Source organism: Candidatus Cardinium sp. cBcalN2 (genome assembly GCF_022810445.1).
Lineage (GTDB): Bacteria > Bacteroidota > Bacteroidia > Cytophagales > Amoebophilaceae > Cardinium.
The window spans coordinates 1-15,178 of record NZ_JAACGD010000003.1 but is presented as its reverse complement, the minus strand read 5'-3'; the positions used below and the strand labels follow the sequence as shown (position 1 = coordinate 15,178).

Below are 15,178 nucleotides of genomic sequence, written 5' to 3'. Positions count from 1 at the left end.
AGTGTCATGAACAGATACAATAATTTTTGCATATAACTTTATTTTTGCTTAAAATTGCAATTATTTACGACTATTAAGAGTTTGTCTAATTGCCATATAGTTAAAAAAATTACCTAACCGTTACTTATCATGCACGTTCAGCCCATCTCTAGAAAAAGTTCCTATAACAAGATAACCAAGCTATTGTACCTTACTATTCCCTTTTTCATATCTATTTCTTTGTTGTTTATTGGTTGTGAATGCAAGGACAATAGCCCACCGAATAGTCCTCCTAAGGTAGCCTCCAACGCTACTGGCTCTACTCCCTCTACTGATGCTACTGACGCTGCTCTCTGTAGTGATCCTAGTGGCGGTGCTGATACCACTCTCCTTACTAGTGCTAATAGCTTTAATAGATCAAAAGATGATAGTACGGCTAATCCTAATCCGAATGTAGTTACAAGTCAGCCACCCATCTTTTTTCTAGCACATGGGTGGAACGATACTCCTGATCGTTTTGACTCTTTCCAAAAAAAACTTCTTGAAAAATTTCCCGATTCGAAAGTAATCCCTTCATCAAGTGTAACACAAGAAGCAACCTCCTCTCTTTCTATAGAGAAACAAGTTGAAAAATGTCATAAAGAATTCTTAGAAAAAATTTCTACTATACCTGACGCTAAGCAGCGTCCTATCATACTCATTGGCCATAGTCAAGGAGGACTTCGTGTATCTGCTTTAGCACCTAAACTCCAAGAAGCAGGTTATAAAGTAAAAGTTGTTGGCATTAATACACCATTCGAAGGTATTCCTCTGCTTAGATTCAAGGATAAAGACTCATTGTCGCAATATGTTGTCGCAATATGTTGAAAAACATATTTTTTCTGATATGCAAGAGGAGCAGGTTAAACCATTCTGCTCTTTCATAACTGATTCCCTTATTGAGTTATTTTCTAAATTTGGTCTAAGCTTTCAGTTGGTTAAACAACCAGGTCTACAAGACTTAGTAGAAGGAAGCCCAGCTTTACTTGATATTCGGGCTCGACTTCTCAAATTAAATATTCCTATGCTAGGAATAGGCGGAGTATGCTTTCTCAGTAAGCTATTGAATAAACTTATCCTTGAATCACTTGAATCAAAAGATGAGCTAACTAGTGAATTGTTGGTTTTTATCTCATTGATTACCCCGATTACCCCATACTTGGATAATCTATTTACAAAATTGATTGTTGGAAAAGAGAATGTTGACCAAAGTCATGATTTTATTATTCCGCTTTATAGTCAGCTTGGAACCACTACTCTTGCAAAGAGCCCAAATTACCATGCAGTTACTATTGCTAATACTACCCATATTTCTTCTGACGATTTTGGTATTACAGGTACATTGGATAGCCCTGAAACCCTAGTTAAGATCGAGGAATTTGTTAAACGTTGAGCAATTGGCTAATCGTGTTGTATAATCAGTTATAAAGTAAAGCCTTTGGATGGTTTATGTAACAAAATTTATCGATACCATTCAGCACTGTACTGCGGCTATACATAAAAAAACTTTGTACAATATTTGTCGAGCACCAATCACCTTTTCAGCCAGTTCTTAATAGGTTGCTCGTATAATTTTCTTATTCCTTGTACGTTCATTTTTTTCAATTTTTGATGCTATTCATCCAATAAATCTTATTTTTTCTTTATTTTAGATAGACCACTCCCAGAAAAATTATACTGTCGACCTATAACAACGGCCTCGTGAAGATTTAAGCGCTGGCTTGCCTTGCGAATTACTAGCAGCAGTAACGCCTTGCAAAAAATCTACTTTCTGGTAAATCCATATTATTTATGCTTGATAGAACCATTCCTCCAAAATTTAAAGAGATAGAGCCCATCCATTTTCCATGGCCAGAAAGGCAGGTACTTGGGAATAAGCTGCCACTTTATTGCTTAAACATGGGTAGTCAACCCATTATAGAGTTAGATTTGATTTTTAAATCTGGTAGCGCTTATGAATTGCATCCAGGTGCAGCCTATTTTACTGCTGCTATGCTACTAGAGGGTACCACAACTAAAAATACGCAAGCTATTGCGCATATTATAGATTACTATGGTGCAACGATTAGTACGCGCGTACAGAAAGATTTTTGTACCATCTCGCTTTCCACGCTTACCAAGCATCTTAGTCCTGTCTTAGACCTATTATTGGAGGTCTTATTGACTCCTAGTTTTCCTGAAAAATCACTTGAATTGCTCAAAAACGTCAAAGCGCAGGCTATTCAAATGGCCGATAAAAAAAATAATCGGGTAGCGTATAAGCGATTTTGTACGGCTCTATTTACAGAGGCCCATCCTTATGGTAAACAGCTAACTATACAAGATGTTGTTGGTATCCAACGGGCAGATTTACAACAACATTACGAACAACTATTTTTTACGAATTGTGCTGCTTTTGTGAGCGGTCAAGTTACGCCAACAGCCTTACAATTGATTGAAGACTCCCTAGCAGGTTTACCTACTGCCAAAAATCTGTTAATAGATCAAATACTACCTAGTACACTGCCTGAAAAAATAGAGTTGGTAGATGGACAACATCTGCAGTCTGCCATTGTAATTGGCAAAAAGTTATTGGTTAAGAAAGAGGCAGATTTTTTACCTATGGTTGTAGTCAATACCCTTTTAGGTGGTTATTTTGGTTCTCGGCTTATGCGTAATATTCGAGAAGATAAGGGCTATACCTATGGCATTCATTCCAGTATGGTAGCTTTACTACAAGCTGGCTACCTAGCTATTACTACAGAAGTAGCCCAAGAAGTAACCAAGGAAACCATTAAGGAGGTTTATAAAGAAATAGAACTGTTACACCATGAGCTAGTTTCAGACCAGACCTTAGCAAATGTTAAAAACTACTTGCTGGGCCATTTTTTAACTACTATTAATGATCCTTTTGCTATTATGCAAAAGTTTCAAACAACCTATCTTCATGGTTTAGACCAAAGTTACTACACTGCGTTTTACCATCAGGTTCGTAATATAACCGCTATAGAGGTTAGAAAATTAGCACAAAAATACTTATCTTTAGATTCCTTTACACAAGTTATTGTGCGTTAATGCATCTATGACTTGACTACAAGGACGTAATTCCTGGCTGCTATAGGTTATCGCTTCAATACTTTAAGTAGGCAGTGTATGTTTTTTCAGTTTCATTTTGTTTGCATTTTTTGCAAAAAAAAGATACATTTGAAGCCTTTAGTTTTTTGTACAGTCCTCAAATTTTTTTGTTGGTTCAACTTTTTATTTAAAAAAGCGTGGATTATATTAGTTATAAGACAAAATATGCTAACAAGCAGAGTGTTAACAAACAATGGGTTGTTGTTGATGCTTCGTCTCAGCCGTTGGGTAGGCTCGCTAGCCAGGTTGCTTACATCATCCGTGGGAAGCATAAGCCCGATTTTACGCCCCATACAGATGGGGGAGACCATGTTATCATTTTAAATGCTGGTAAAGTAGCTTTATCAGGTAATAAATGGGTAAAAAAAATCTATACTACCTATTCAGGTTATCCTGGTGGGTTAAAGCAGGCTACTCCTCAAGAAGTTCAGGTAGTTAATCCCAAGCGTGTTATAGAGCATGCTGTAAAAGGTATGTTGCCTAAAAATAGGTTGGGCAGAAGGTTGTTTCACAATTTGCATGTTTGCCAGGGTGCTATCCATCCCTATGCAGCTCAAAAACCAACCCCAATAACCCTAAAATACTAATTTTATTAACGGATGGAAACAGTTAATGCAGTAGGTCGAAGAAAGACCGCCGTAGCCAGGGTTTATCTTGTTAAAGGGACAGGAAATATTCAAATTAATCATAAGCCACTTTCAGATTATTTTCCAGTAGAAGAAATTAGCTTAATTGTTAAGCAGCCTCTAGAAAAATTAGATATGGTAACCCAGTACAATATCAAGGTTAATGTTACTGGTGGGGGGTTGCGCGGACAAGCTGAGGCCATTCGCTTGGGTGTTGCTAGGGCACTTTGCAAATTAGACTTAGAAACCAATAGGCCCATACTGAAAAAAGAAGGCTTCTTAACTAGGGATGCTAGAGTAGTGGAACGTAAGAAGTATGGTCGTAAAAAATCCAGAAAGAAATTCCAATTTACCAAACGTTAGCCCTATTCTCATAGTTATATTTGTTATTACCCATAATGATAAAATTAGAATTCAAAGAATTGCTTGATGCTGGCGTCCATTTTGGTCACTTAACTAGGAAATGGAATCCTAAGATGGCTCCCTTTATTTTCATGAAGCAAAATGGCATACACATCATTGATCTAAATAAAACCATTACCTGTATGCAAGCAGCTGCCTTGCAGCTCAATGCGATGGCACGAGCTGGTAAAAAAATCTTGTTTGTAGCTACCAAAAAGCAAGTTAAAGCTTCTGTAGAGCAGGCAGCCAAAGACCTAGGTATGCCCTATGTTACAGAAAGATGGCTTGGTGGCACACTCACTAACTTTGTCAATACCCGCAAGCTGCTAAAGCGTATGTTAGCCATAGAAAAAAATATGCAGACATCTGCTTATAAAAACTTAGCTAAAAAAGAAAGGTTGATTATTGCCCGAGAGCAAGAAAAACTCAGTAGAATATTACAGGGATTGGCTAATGTTACTAGGCTGCCCTCTGCGCTATTGGTAATTGACATTAAAGAAGAGCATATTGCTGTTGAAGAAGCACGCAAATTAGGTATTCCTGTTTTTGCCCTTGTTGATACCAACACCAACCCAGATATAGTTGATTTTCCTATTCCTGGCAATGATGATGCCTTCCGTTCAGTTGACATTATAGTTCGATATCTAGCTGGTTCCATTCAAGAAGGTATTGCAGCCTATAAGAAGGAGAAGGCAGAAACCGCCCCTAAGAAAGAGGAGGACCCTGCTGGTAATGAAGGTAACAAAATGGCTCCTAAAAGAGGTATAAAAGTGGTGCAAGGTGTGGTAATCAAGAAAACCATTCCATCCAAGGCAAAACCTAAAGAAATTACACCTGTAGCTAAAGTTGCACAAGCAGCTACTCCCGTTAAAGACCGACCAAAGAAAGAAAAATTAGTACAACCTCCTTTGCCCGTTAAAGAGCAACCGGAGCAAGCAAAAGCAGTACAAGCTGCTGCTCCCATTCAAGAGAAGTTAGGGAAAGAAGAAAAATAATAAACTTCATTCTATAAGGTCTCTTTTTGGGGGTATAACCCATGGCCGTGGGTGAGGGCTGAATAGGTGCTTTACAGCAGGTCAGTCATCTGAATATAATAAATAAAATATATGGTTATTACAGCACAAGAGGTAGCTGCTCTGAGGCAAAAAACAGGTGCAGGAATGATGGATTGCAAGAAAGCATTAATTGAATCAGGAGGTGATTTTGAAAAAGCCATTGATTTTTTAAGAAAAAAAGGACAAAAGATATTGGCAGATCGTGCTGCATACCATGCAGGTGAAGGCGCTGTTTTTGCTTGTGCAAGTTCCAATAATAAGCAATCTTTCTTGTTGGTAATCAATTGTGAAACCGACTTTGTTGCTAAAAGCGAGTTGTTTGTTACGTTAGGTAAACGTATTTTAGAAGCTGCAGTAGCCCACAATCCCATCTCCATAGCCACGCTAGAAGCTTTGCCATTAGGCAATCAGACCGTTCAAGCAGCTATGGTAGCAGCTACTGGTACCGTTGGTGAGAAAATAACCATTTCTGCTTATGAAACCTTAACAGCTGAAGTAACTGTTCCTTATATTCATACTGGTAATCGTTTAGCTGCTTTAGTAGCCCTAGAAGGTGGTCAAGGTGAAGATGTACTCGCTGCAGGTAAAGATGTGGCTATGCAAATAGCCGCTATGGCCCCCGTAGCACTTGATAAAGATCAGGTTGATTCAACTGTAGTCGAAAGAGAATCGGCTGTTATCCATGCACAGGTTATAGCTGAAGGGTTTGATAGTAACAAAGCAGAAAAAATAACTCAGGGTAGATTAAACAAGTTTTTTCAGGACAATACGCTATTACAGCAGCCATTTGTCAAAAATAATAAACTAACAGTTGCCCAATATCTTAAAACAGTTGCCCCCACTTTAACTGTTACTGCATTCAAACGCATTGGGGTAGGTGCATAGCTAGAAAGCACCAGTTGCCCGCTTGTCAGGCTTCAATTAGCTTCTTGTTTCTAGTTCCGCTGTAAAAAGTACTGCCTAATCGTAACTCGTTTTATAGTATCTATTCACTACTGTGGCAGAAATGCACAAAAAACCCCTTGTAAAATAGTTGCGTTCAGCAAGTGACCATTATAGCTGAAATAAAAAAATAGTTGAAAAGGAAGCCCTAAGAGCGGATGCTGTTGTTTTGAACAGATACCTCCTAAATCAATACTAAAAAGTTACTATATTAGTGGTGTCTATCAACGCATCACATGTAACAGTATTATGGTAACCTCAAAATTTCTAAATCCGAAGAATGACGTAGCCTTTCGTAAGATATTTGGCACTGAAAAAAATAAAGATATTCTTATTCATTTTATAAATGGTATATTGTGTCTTGAAGGCCCATCTATGATCAAAGAAGTTAGTTTTCTCTCTACAGTGCAAGATCCAGAGATTGCGTGTAAGAAAGAAAGTATAGTAGATGTGTTGTGCAGAAATAATTATGGTAGGGAAATCATTGTAGAGATGCAAGTAACCTCCCAAGAAGGATTTGAAAAAAGAGCGCAGTACTATGCCGCTAAGGCCTATTCCAGACAACTCAATGTAGGTCAAGAGGTAGGCGCTAGATACCAGGATCTTAAAGCCGTAATCTTTATAGCTATTACGGACTACATTGTTTTTCCAAGTAAAACAGATTACCTCTCTAATCATATCGTGCTAGACGCTAAGACCTATGCGCATGACCTACAAGATTTCTCTTTTACTTTTATAGAACTACCTAAGTTTAAGATCAACTCTATTGAAGCATTATCTACCATGATAGAAAAATGGTGCTACTTTTTTAAGTATGCTTCCTCTACTAGCGAAGCAGAGGTAAAAAAAATAATAGATTCCGATTTGGTTATCCAACGTGCCTATGAAGCCTTAAATCGCTTTAACTGGTCAGAAATAGAATTACGGACTTATGAAAAAGAGATCAAACGCATCATGGATAATCAAGCAGTAGAAGACTATATGAAAAAACAAGCCAGACAAGCAGGAGAGCAAGTTGGTCTAAAGCAAGGTCTGGAACAAGGCCTGGAGCAAGGCCTGGAACAAGGCCTGAAGCAAGGCCTAGAACAGGGTCTAAAGAGAGGTCTGGAACAAGGCAAACTAGAAGGGAAGCTAGAAGGAGAAAAGGGCAAAGCACTTTCTATAGCTAGGGGTATGCATCTAAAAGGTTACCCGTTAGAAGATATTATGCTACTTACAGGTCTTTCTAAAGAGGATATAGAAAAAGCTAAGTTCTAAAGGTTAGATATGCTATTTTCTAAGATTCACCTATGAGTAAAAAGGGACGTGTATTAGTGGCTATGAGTGGTGGCATAGACAGTTCTGTAACGGCTGTAATGTTGCATGACCAAGGCTATGAAGTAGTAGGTATTACCATGAAAACATGGAGTTATGCTGGTAGTGGTGGCAAGAAAAAAGAAACAGGGTGTTGTAGTTTGGACGCTATTAATGATGCTAGGAATGTGGCTGTTGAATTGGGATTCCCCCATATTGTTGTAGACATTAGAGAGAGCTTTGGTAGCCATGTAATTGACCATTTTAAATCTGAATATTTAGCAGGTAGAACCCCTAATCCATGCGTATTGTGCAACACCCATATTAAATGGGATGCGCTTCTGCAGCGTGCTAATAAGCTAGGTTGTGATTACCTAGCAACAGGTCATTATGCAAAAGTGCGATTAGAAGGGGGGCGTTATATTATTTCTAAAGGATTAGATCCTAAAAAAGACCAATCCTATGCCCTATGGGGTGTTTCTCAAGAAAGCCTTAGTAGGACTTTGTTGCCGCTAGGTGGATTTACCAAATCTTTTATTCGTGCATTTGCTACCCAGCGTGGCTTTACAGACTTAGTCAATAAGTCTGAATCATATGAAATATGCTTTATTCCAGATAATGATTACCGTGGATTCTTAAAACGACAAGTAGCTGGATTGGAAGAAAGCGTTAAAGGCGGGGAATTTGTACTAGAAGATGGAACAGTAGTGGGACATCATGAAGGGTATCCTTTTTATACTATTGGACAGCGAAAAGGGTTACATATAGCCTTAGGTTATCCCGTATATGTAACGGCCATAGAAAAAGAGACCAACCGAGTAGTACTGGGCACTTTTGATCAATTACGTCGCGATGGTATGTATGTAGATCGGCTTAATTTATCTAAGTATGTAGACCTACAGGGAAAAAAGTTAGATACCCTTACTAAGGTTAGGTATAACGATCCCGGCACACCTGCCGTGATTGAACAAGTAGGTGATCAAATGCATGTCTTTTTTGGCAGTGGTGTGCATGCCATTACACCTGGTCAAGCGGCTGTTTTTTATGAAGAAGACGATGTAATAGGAGGGGGGTGGATTGTCTCTGCTTTTCAAAAAAAGCAATAAAATGAGTATCTGTTCAAATCAGTGGCAAGTAAGGCATTTATATCACACTTTTTTCTTGATAAAAAAGTGTGCAAAAAATCAAGCCCTCGGTAAAAAGCAGCTGCAAGCACAGCTTACAGCTGGAAAAACAGAACTCGCCCGCTGTGCGGGCTTCAAACAAGCTGTTTTTCTATTTCATCTGTAAGCTGCGCTTGCTGATCGCAACTTTTTACAAGGGGCGATTTTGTTTTTTTTGCGTACTTTGCCATAGGGCTTCTAAGAAACTGCAGTTAATGAAGTTTCTTTTTTAGGTATAACTCGCGTCCGTGGGTGGGGGCTGAATGGAAACAATTATACTATCCCATCTATTATAATAGCCTCAATATTTGGCAAACACTCTATTATATCCTAAATTAGGTACATTCATTCCATTTGAAATGAACCTATAAAGCACCTGAGAATTTTTGCGCATGTGGTGAAATTGGTATACACGCCATCTTGAGGGGGTGGTGCCCTCGGGCATGGGGGTTCGAGTCCCCCCGTGCGCACAGCGGGGGCTCAAGCATAGCTTTTTAAGCATTTAAGGGGTGGTTAGCTCAGATGGTTTAGAGCATTCCGTTGACATCGGAAAGGTCGTTGGTTCGAGTCCAATGCTGCCCACCATATTTTATATCTTAAAAAACTGCCATTTCAAGTATTTGTTCACCCTAGTTGGTAAATAAGCGGCGTTTTTTCTTTGTTTATGTGCTTCTACAGTGTGGCACGCATACCAATGTGAAGTCATAGCGCAGGTTTTTAGATGTTTAATATTAAATAAGTTGATCATTGCGTACGTATAGAAAATTTCTGGATTATTTCGAAGGTAGGTACCAGCTAGTTATTCGAAATGTTGAAAATTTTGCGGAGTATATAACGCCCCCTTTTAACTATGCTACCATTATTACCTTATTTTTATCTTGGTTGTGTATAAGTTTTGGTTTTAGTTTATGGCTAGCTAAAACTGTTTTAGCCAAATGGATGAATCCTATATATATAGAAACAGAAAATCAAAAAAAAATACTTTCCTTAGCTGTTACAGTAGAAACATTAGAAGAACAAATCAGGTCCCAAACAAAGTTTATTGACGCCCTTCAAAAAATTATTCAAGGGAAGTCTAAACACGCACTACCTAACCCAATCTCTTCTACTATTCCGGAGCCAATAGCAGCTGACTCAAAACTAGAATCATCTCCAGTAGTATCAATCCATGAAAACGGGCCTATTAGCATAGGATCTTCTCTATTGTTTTCTCCTATTAATGGAAAGATTACCCAACCCTTTCATAGAGCAGGAAAACATTATGGAGTTGATATTGTAGCAGAAGAGAAGGCTCCTGTTAAAGCCATATCAACGGGAATTGTAATTTTGTCTGACTGGTCGGTTGATACAGGATGGGTTATTGTGATTCAACATTATAATAACGTTGTCTCAATCTGTAAACATTGTGCTATTTTATTTAAAAAAGTTGGTAACTTGGTTAGAGCAGGTGATGTAGTAGCCCTTATGGGCAACTCTGGAGAGATTTCTACGGGGCCGCATCTGCATTTTGAGCTTTGGAACAAAGGTGTTCCATTAAATCCGGAAGACTATATTAACCCTTAGAAAAGCATGTTTAATAATAAAACAAAGAGTGCCAACCCTGTAACCATTAGCAATATTATAGGACAAGGGTCTCACTTAGAAGGCAATATAAACACTACAGGCAACTTACGTATAGAAGGCAAGATAACAGGTGGTATTAAAACAAAAGCCAAATTAGTATTAAGCCATACTGCTCAGGTAGAGGGCAACATTGTAGCCCACAATGCTGAAATTGGTGGAGAGGTAAAAGGAACCATAGAAGTGGTAGAGTTACTTGTTCTTAAATCAACTGCAACCGTATGGGGTGATATTGTGGCGAATAAATTGGTTTTTGAGGAGGGTGCTTATTTTGATGGGAAATGTAAAATGGGTAAGGATCATAAATCTATAAAGGAGTATCAAGACGACCATCTTTTCGATGCTGTATCACAGATATGTTCTGAAGATGAACCCTATTCTGAAATTGATTCACTCGAAGATACCATAACCCCTTCAGAAAAATTACCATTACCTAAGCCTGCCAATAAACCCCTTATTCCTTGAGATCTATGCTTATAGAACCAAAAGTACGCGGATACATATGTACCACAGCTCATCCAGCTGGCTGCACCCAAAATGTTCAAGAACAAATCAAATATGTAACCAGCCATTCACCTATTACCTCTGGTCCTAAAAAAGTACTGATCATAGGCGCTTCTACTGGTTATGGTCTAGCCAGTAGAATAGTAGCTGCTTTTGGTGCTAAAGCTCAGACGATAGGTGTTTTTTTTGAGCGACCAGCTGACGATAAACGAACAGCTTCTGCTGGTTGGTACCATACAGCTGCTTTCGAGCAAGCTGCCCATCAAGCAGGGCTTTATGCTAAAAGCATTAATGGCGATGCTTTTTCAGATTCCATAAAGCAAGAAACCATTGCACTAATCAAACAGGATTGGGGTGGTCAAGTAGATTTAGTTATCTATAGCCTGGCATCTCCACTTCGGACCCATCCCCAAACAGGCCTATCGTTTAAGTCAGTGTTAAAACCTATAGGTGCACCCTATAGCAATAAAACAATTGATATGATGAGTGGTCATATTTCAAATGTCTCCATTGAACCTGCAACACCTAAAGAGGTAGCAGATACTATTGCGGTTATGGGAGGAGAGGATTGGATGATGTGGTTAGAGGCTTTATTGCAGGAAAAGCTACTGGCTAAGGCTGCAAAAACCATAGCTTACTCCTATATTGGCCCTAAGTTGACTGATCCTATTTATTCAAAAGGGACCATTGGAGCGGCAAAAAAAGACTTAGTAGCAGCAAGCAGCATGCTACAAAAAAGACTCAGCCCTATTGGTGGTCAGGCTTTTATTTCTGTGAATAAAGCTTTGGTTACACAAGCAAGTGCAGCCATACCAGTAGTACCTCTTTATATTTCATTGATTTACAAAATAATGAAAGAAAAAAATCTACACGAAGGTTGTATAGAGCAGGTATACAGATTATACTCAGATCGGCTGTATAGAAAAAAGGGCCAGGTCTTGGTAGATGCAGAAGGCCTAATTCGTATAGATGATTGGGAGATGCGAGAAGATGTACAACAAGCTGTTGCCGAACTTTGGCCTAAGATAGATGATACCAATCTATCTACCATGACCGACTTTGTCGGCTATCGCCATGAGTTTTACAAATTATTTGGGTTCCAAGTAGCAGGAGTTGATTACACCCAAGCTCAGCGGGTAGAAGTTCCTATACCTTCTTTATATCCTTCTAAGATCAATTCTGGATTTTAATTATTGTAAACCAGTTACATAAATTTGAGTTAGTATTAATTTGAGTTAGTATTTAAACTAAGTATTACTTTTAACCCCTATTTTATAGTTGTAATTTTTTTACAATCCCTAAAAAATAAAAATTATTTAACCATTTTAGTATTGGGAAACGCTCTAAGCAAAAACGTGAACTTAGCGATCTATTTTTTAAACCAAAGTTGAAAGAGGCTTAGAAAATTTTTCAAGGCAGTGAAGAAAAAAGTGGAGCACCCGGCCATACAAACAATACAGGAAACAAAAAAGTGAAACGCAAAATAAGTTTAGTGGCTATTATAACTGCTTAAACACGCATACATACTCTTTTAGTATAGAGATAGTATCAGCTATTAAAGCAAAAATTGCCTATGCTATTCCAAATAGAGCTATTTAAATCTACTTATTTTTAGTGCACTATGGGTTGCATTTCTATTTTTTTTTTGGTAACCTACCAGGGTGAAGGCTAAGTAAATACTTAGTTTGGATTACTGCTGACTTAATGAGCAAGAGTATTTTGTTAGACTTAGGCAAGCGGAGTAGTATGGATAGTTCACCTTTGACATACTCATTGCATGCACTACTTCTTCTTAGTAGTCATTATATAGCATATATTACATAAAATCAATACTATGAAAATAAAAAAAACATATATGCGTTCCATGGAACGTCTATTTATAAGCTTATTTGGCTTTCATGCATTGTCTTCTTGTGTCAATACAAACAGGCAGTTAGGTATGTTGGGCAGCCAGTCGAACAAAAAAACGGAAGCTGTAGAAACTAACCCTGTGGAAGCGGGAACTTCAACTGGAATCCCTACAGATCATACAATGACAGCTCCAGGTCCAAAAGAAGCTACTTTTTTGTCCATAAATGAAGCTATCAATCAGGTTGCACAAGGGATAGAGGGCGTTCATGATACAGAACACCTTAATAATTCAAAACATTTTCAAAGCCTGTCGGTCTTAGAAAATTCGGATCCAAAATATTCGAAAGTATCTATATATGATGCTATAAGCGAAGGCCTAGAGATAAATGGAATCGACCCAGTAGGCAATCCTGTATTGAATCTTGCAATCGAGGCATACTTACGCAATAATAATTCTGAAACAAGGTTGGGCATAACCTTTCTACTAGAAAAAGGTGTAGATGTAAATCAAAGAGATTACCCCGGGAATACACCTTTATTGATAGTAGTAAGATCATTAGAGCAGTCTCTCTCGTCTTACAAATATTTTGTACCTCCTGATAAAGTTATGAATCTTCCGGAACTGCAAAATAAATATAAATTATTAGAGGAGTTAATAGGTCGTGGTGCAAAATGGGATGTAAAGGATAAACATGGTAATAATCCAAGATCTGAAATAAGTAGAATACCGGATAAATTTAAATCTTATTTTTCTTCTTTTTTAAGCTGAAATATAAAAACAGCCTGATCGAGCCCTGCGTAGCGGTCAAGTTCTGGTTTTCCAGCTGTAAGGGTCGCTTTCTGATCACAACTATTTTACAAGGGGCGTTTTTTATATATTATTATATATAATAATCAATTAAATATATCCCTTAAGTTGACGCCATTGGCTGAACGGCTACAAAATTTTCTATATGTATGCTAATAAAACCCATCCTCCAAGTGCATAATTTCAATAACTTGGTGCTGACTTCCCAAAACAGCTACAATATCAAAACGTATGGGCTGTTGGCTATTTTTTATGCGCAAGTAGTGCGCGGCCGCTAAGCGCAAGCAACGAATTTTCTTTTGGTTAACAAAAGATTCTGGGTTTCCAAATAAAGTATTTTTACGTGCTTTTACCTCAACAAAAACAATCAATGTCTCTTTTTGAACAATAAGATCTATCTCAAAGCGTTTGTAACGAAAATTTTGGGCTAGTACCTTAAACCCTTTTTTTACCAAGTAATCTGCTGCAACCTCTTCTGCATATTGACCAAAGGCTTGCGCACTATTTTTTGTTGCCATAGTTTACAATGAATAGCTACTACACTCTACTATAAATAGATTATCCATCTGTAAGCAATAGTTGGAATAAAGACTAGATTGTAGGCAGACTATTACTTAATAAATGGTTGCTAACCGTCTAAATATTTAAGTTAAATATGGTATCCTACCCCGCTCTGGGTAGCTATTTTAAGCTTAAATTTTAAAAAAGTTTAGTAAATTAAAATAAATATAAATTTATTTTTACCATAAAATAGCTGTAATTTAGTCCTCTATGAGAAGGATTCTAATTTTAGCTTTGTATTTTGCAATGGGCCATAATAGTGCTATGGCATTTTCTGGCCGTTTTAGTGCTGAATGTTCGCCTTCTTATGCTACTAATAGACTGCATAACCGCATCAAACCGGTCCTTTATGATAAAGGAGGGGCCATGGCTTTACACTTTGGTTGTGCCTATCACCTTGTGCTACAAGAGCACTGTAACCTTAGTTTAGGCCTCTCTTATGCCTTAAGCCATATGCAAGTTGCTCGTGATGCTACCGATTCATTAGGTGTTATAGATGAGGGCTACTCTTTACATTATCTCTGGATACCTGTTCTATGTAGATTTTATACCAGTGAGGTTATGCTTGATACCAGTATCTATTTTAAGCTAGGTGTCATACCCTCTATCAATCTGCCCAGTAGACCCATTACACCAGCTGATTCAGGTTCTTCTACTGTTTTAACCAAACGGCCCTTCGGTTTTTTTATCCTGTTAGGTGGTGGCGTAAAATATGATTTTAGCTTAACCAATAGCCTTGTTTTGGGTTTAAGTTATTGTTGGGATGTGCCAGGTATAATGTATACAAAAGATACGAATAATTGTTATTGTTATAATAACTTTGTTTGTGTTGATCTTTGTTTTTTATTTTAGTATCATATGCAATCTATTCTAGATTCTAGATATAAATCAATACTTTAGGATTCATTAATGCATAGGCTTGTTGCGTACCTGATTGATGTTGAGTCATTTGTAAGAAATAACAAAAAGACAACAACAATTTACTAGATATAGGTAAGATATAAACATTAGCTAGACGGATCAAATGACCTGACTACCACAAGTAACATTTCGAAAAAAGCCTTAGATAGCGTAAATAGAAAACGTTTCCGTTCACCACTATGGCTTATGCTAGGCAAAAAACGCGCCCTTTGAAAAAAGTGCGATCAGAAAGCGGTGTTTACAGATGACAAGAAAAACAGTTGCCGGGATGGATTGCAGGGAGGTTCCTGTTTTTCCAGC

15 protein-coding genes, 2 tRNA genes and 1 pseudogene are annotated in these 15,178 nt (G+C 37.9%); 16 read left to right on the top strand and 2 right to left on the bottom strand.

Annotated features, from left to right (window positions below; all coding sequences use genetic code 11):
- The first annotated feature begins 129 nt into the window (after positions 1-129).
- The 15 genes and pseudogenes from MUW74_RS00140 to MUW74_RS00070 all read left to right on the top strand — a co-directional run bounded on the left by MUW74_RS00140 (position 130) and on the right by MUW74_RS00070 (position 13,357).
- Positions 130-846 (top strand): hypothetical protein, encoded by a 717-nt coding sequence (locus MUW74_RS00140; protein WP_243516867.1) that lies wholly within the window; start codon positions 130-132, stop codon positions 844-846.
- Positions 827-1,411, top strand: a complete 585-nt coding sequence (locus tag MUW74_RS00135) for a hypothetical protein (RefSeq protein WP_243516864.1) — start codon at positions 827-829, stop codon at positions 1,409-1,411. The genes MUW74_RS00140 and MUW74_RS00135 overlap by 20 nt, the downstream gene beginning before the upstream one ends.
- Positions 1,412-1,809: 398 nt before the next feature.
- Positions 1,810-3,072, top strand: a complete 1,263-nt coding sequence (locus MUW74_RS00130; RefSeq protein WP_243516861.1) for a pitrilysin family protein — start codon at positions 1,810-1,812, stop codon at positions 3,070-3,072.
- A 197-nt stretch (positions 3,073-3,269) separates the two neighbouring features.
- Complete coding sequence (gene rplM / locus MUW74_RS00125) at positions 3,270-3,719, top strand: 50S ribosomal protein L13 (protein WP_243516860.1); 450 nt, start codon at positions 3,270-3,272, stop codon at positions 3,717-3,719.
- Positions 3,720-3,731: 12 nt separating this feature from the next.
- Positions 3,732-4,121, top strand: a complete 390-nt coding sequence (gene rpsI / locus MUW74_RS00120) for a 30S ribosomal protein S9 (RefSeq protein ID WP_243516859.1) — start codon at positions 3,732-3,734, stop codon at positions 4,119-4,121.
- 35 nt (positions 4,122-4,156) lie between these two features.
- Positions 4,157-4,882: pseudogene (gene rpsB / locus MUW74_RS00115) on the top strand (30S ribosomal protein S2); the annotation flags it as partial.
- A gap of 384 nt (positions 4,883-5,266) precedes the next feature.
- Positions 5,267-6,100, top strand: a complete 834-nt coding sequence (gene tsf, locus MUW74_RS00110; protein ID WP_243516857.1) for a translation elongation factor Ts — start codon at positions 5,267-5,269, stop codon at positions 6,098-6,100.
- Between the two features lie 306 nt (positions 6,101-6,406).
- Positions 6,407-7,414, top strand: coding sequence for an Rpn family recombination-promoting nuclease/putative transposase (locus tag MUW74_RS00105; RefSeq protein WP_243516856.1), 1,008 nt, complete (start codon positions 6,407-6,409; stop codon positions 7,412-7,414).
- Positions 7,415-7,446: 32 nt separating this feature from the next.
- Entirely contained in the window at positions 7,447-8,556 is a 1,110-nt protein-coding gene (mnmA, locus tag MUW74_RS00100; protein WP_243516853.1) for a tRNA 2-thiouridine(34) synthase MnmA, read from the top strand.
- A 445-nt stretch (positions 8,557-9,001) separates the two neighbouring features.
- Positions 9,002-9,083 (top strand) — tRNA-Leu (locus MUW74_RS00095).
- A gap of 37 nt (positions 9,084-9,120) precedes the next feature.
- A tRNA-Val gene (locus MUW74_RS00090) sits at positions 9,121-9,198 on the top strand.
- Between the two features lie 162 nt (positions 9,199-9,360).
- Positions 9,361-10,176, top strand: a complete 816-nt coding sequence (locus tag MUW74_RS00085) for a M23 family metallopeptidase (protein WP_243516851.1) — start codon at positions 9,361-9,363, stop codon at positions 10,174-10,176.
- Positions 10,177-10,182: 6 nt separating this feature from the next.
- On the top strand, positions 10,183-10,698 hold the full coding sequence (locus tag MUW74_RS00080; protein WP_243516848.1) for a polymer-forming cytoskeletal protein: 516 nt from the start codon (positions 10,183-10,185) through the stop codon (positions 10,696-10,698).
- 5 nt (positions 10,699-10,703) lie between these two features.
- Positions 10,704-11,927 carry an enoyl-ACP reductase FabV gene (fabV, locus tag MUW74_RS00075; RefSeq protein ID WP_243516846.1) on the top strand — a complete coding sequence of 408 codons (1,224 nt, stop codon included), beginning with the start codon at positions 10,704-10,706 and terminating at the stop codon, positions 11,925-11,927.
- A gap of 674 nt (positions 11,928-12,601) precedes the next feature.
- Complete coding sequence (locus MUW74_RS00070) at positions 12,602-13,357, top strand: hypothetical protein (RefSeq protein ID WP_243552999.1); 756 nt, start codon at positions 12,602-12,604, stop codon at positions 13,355-13,357.
- 191 nt (positions 13,358-13,548) lie between these two features.
- On the opposite strand, the gene MUW74_RS00065 is transcribed toward MUW74_RS00070, so the two are convergent.
- The gene (locus MUW74_RS00065) at positions 13,549-13,914 is read right to left on the bottom strand and encodes a YraN family protein (protein WP_243516840.1); all 366 of its coding nucleotides are present in this window, start codon (positions 13,912-13,914) and stop codon (positions 13,549-13,551) included.
- A 253-nt stretch (positions 13,915-14,167) separates the two neighbouring features.
- On the opposite strand from MUW74_RS00065, the gene MUW74_RS00060 reads away from it, so the two are divergent.
- Entirely contained in the window at positions 14,168-14,809 is a 642-nt protein-coding gene (locus MUW74_RS00060) for an outer membrane beta-barrel protein (RefSeq protein WP_243516837.1), read from the top strand.
- A 25-nt stretch (positions 14,810-14,834) separates the two neighbouring features.
- On the opposite strand, the gene MUW74_RS00055 is transcribed toward MUW74_RS00060, so the two are convergent.
- Positions 14,835-14,981 carry a hypothetical protein gene (locus MUW74_RS00055; RefSeq protein WP_243552998.1) on the bottom strand — a complete coding sequence of 49 codons (147 nt, stop codon included), beginning with the start codon at positions 14,979-14,981 and terminating at the stop codon, positions 14,835-14,837.
- Between the last annotated feature and the right edge of the window lie 197 nt (positions 14,982-15,178).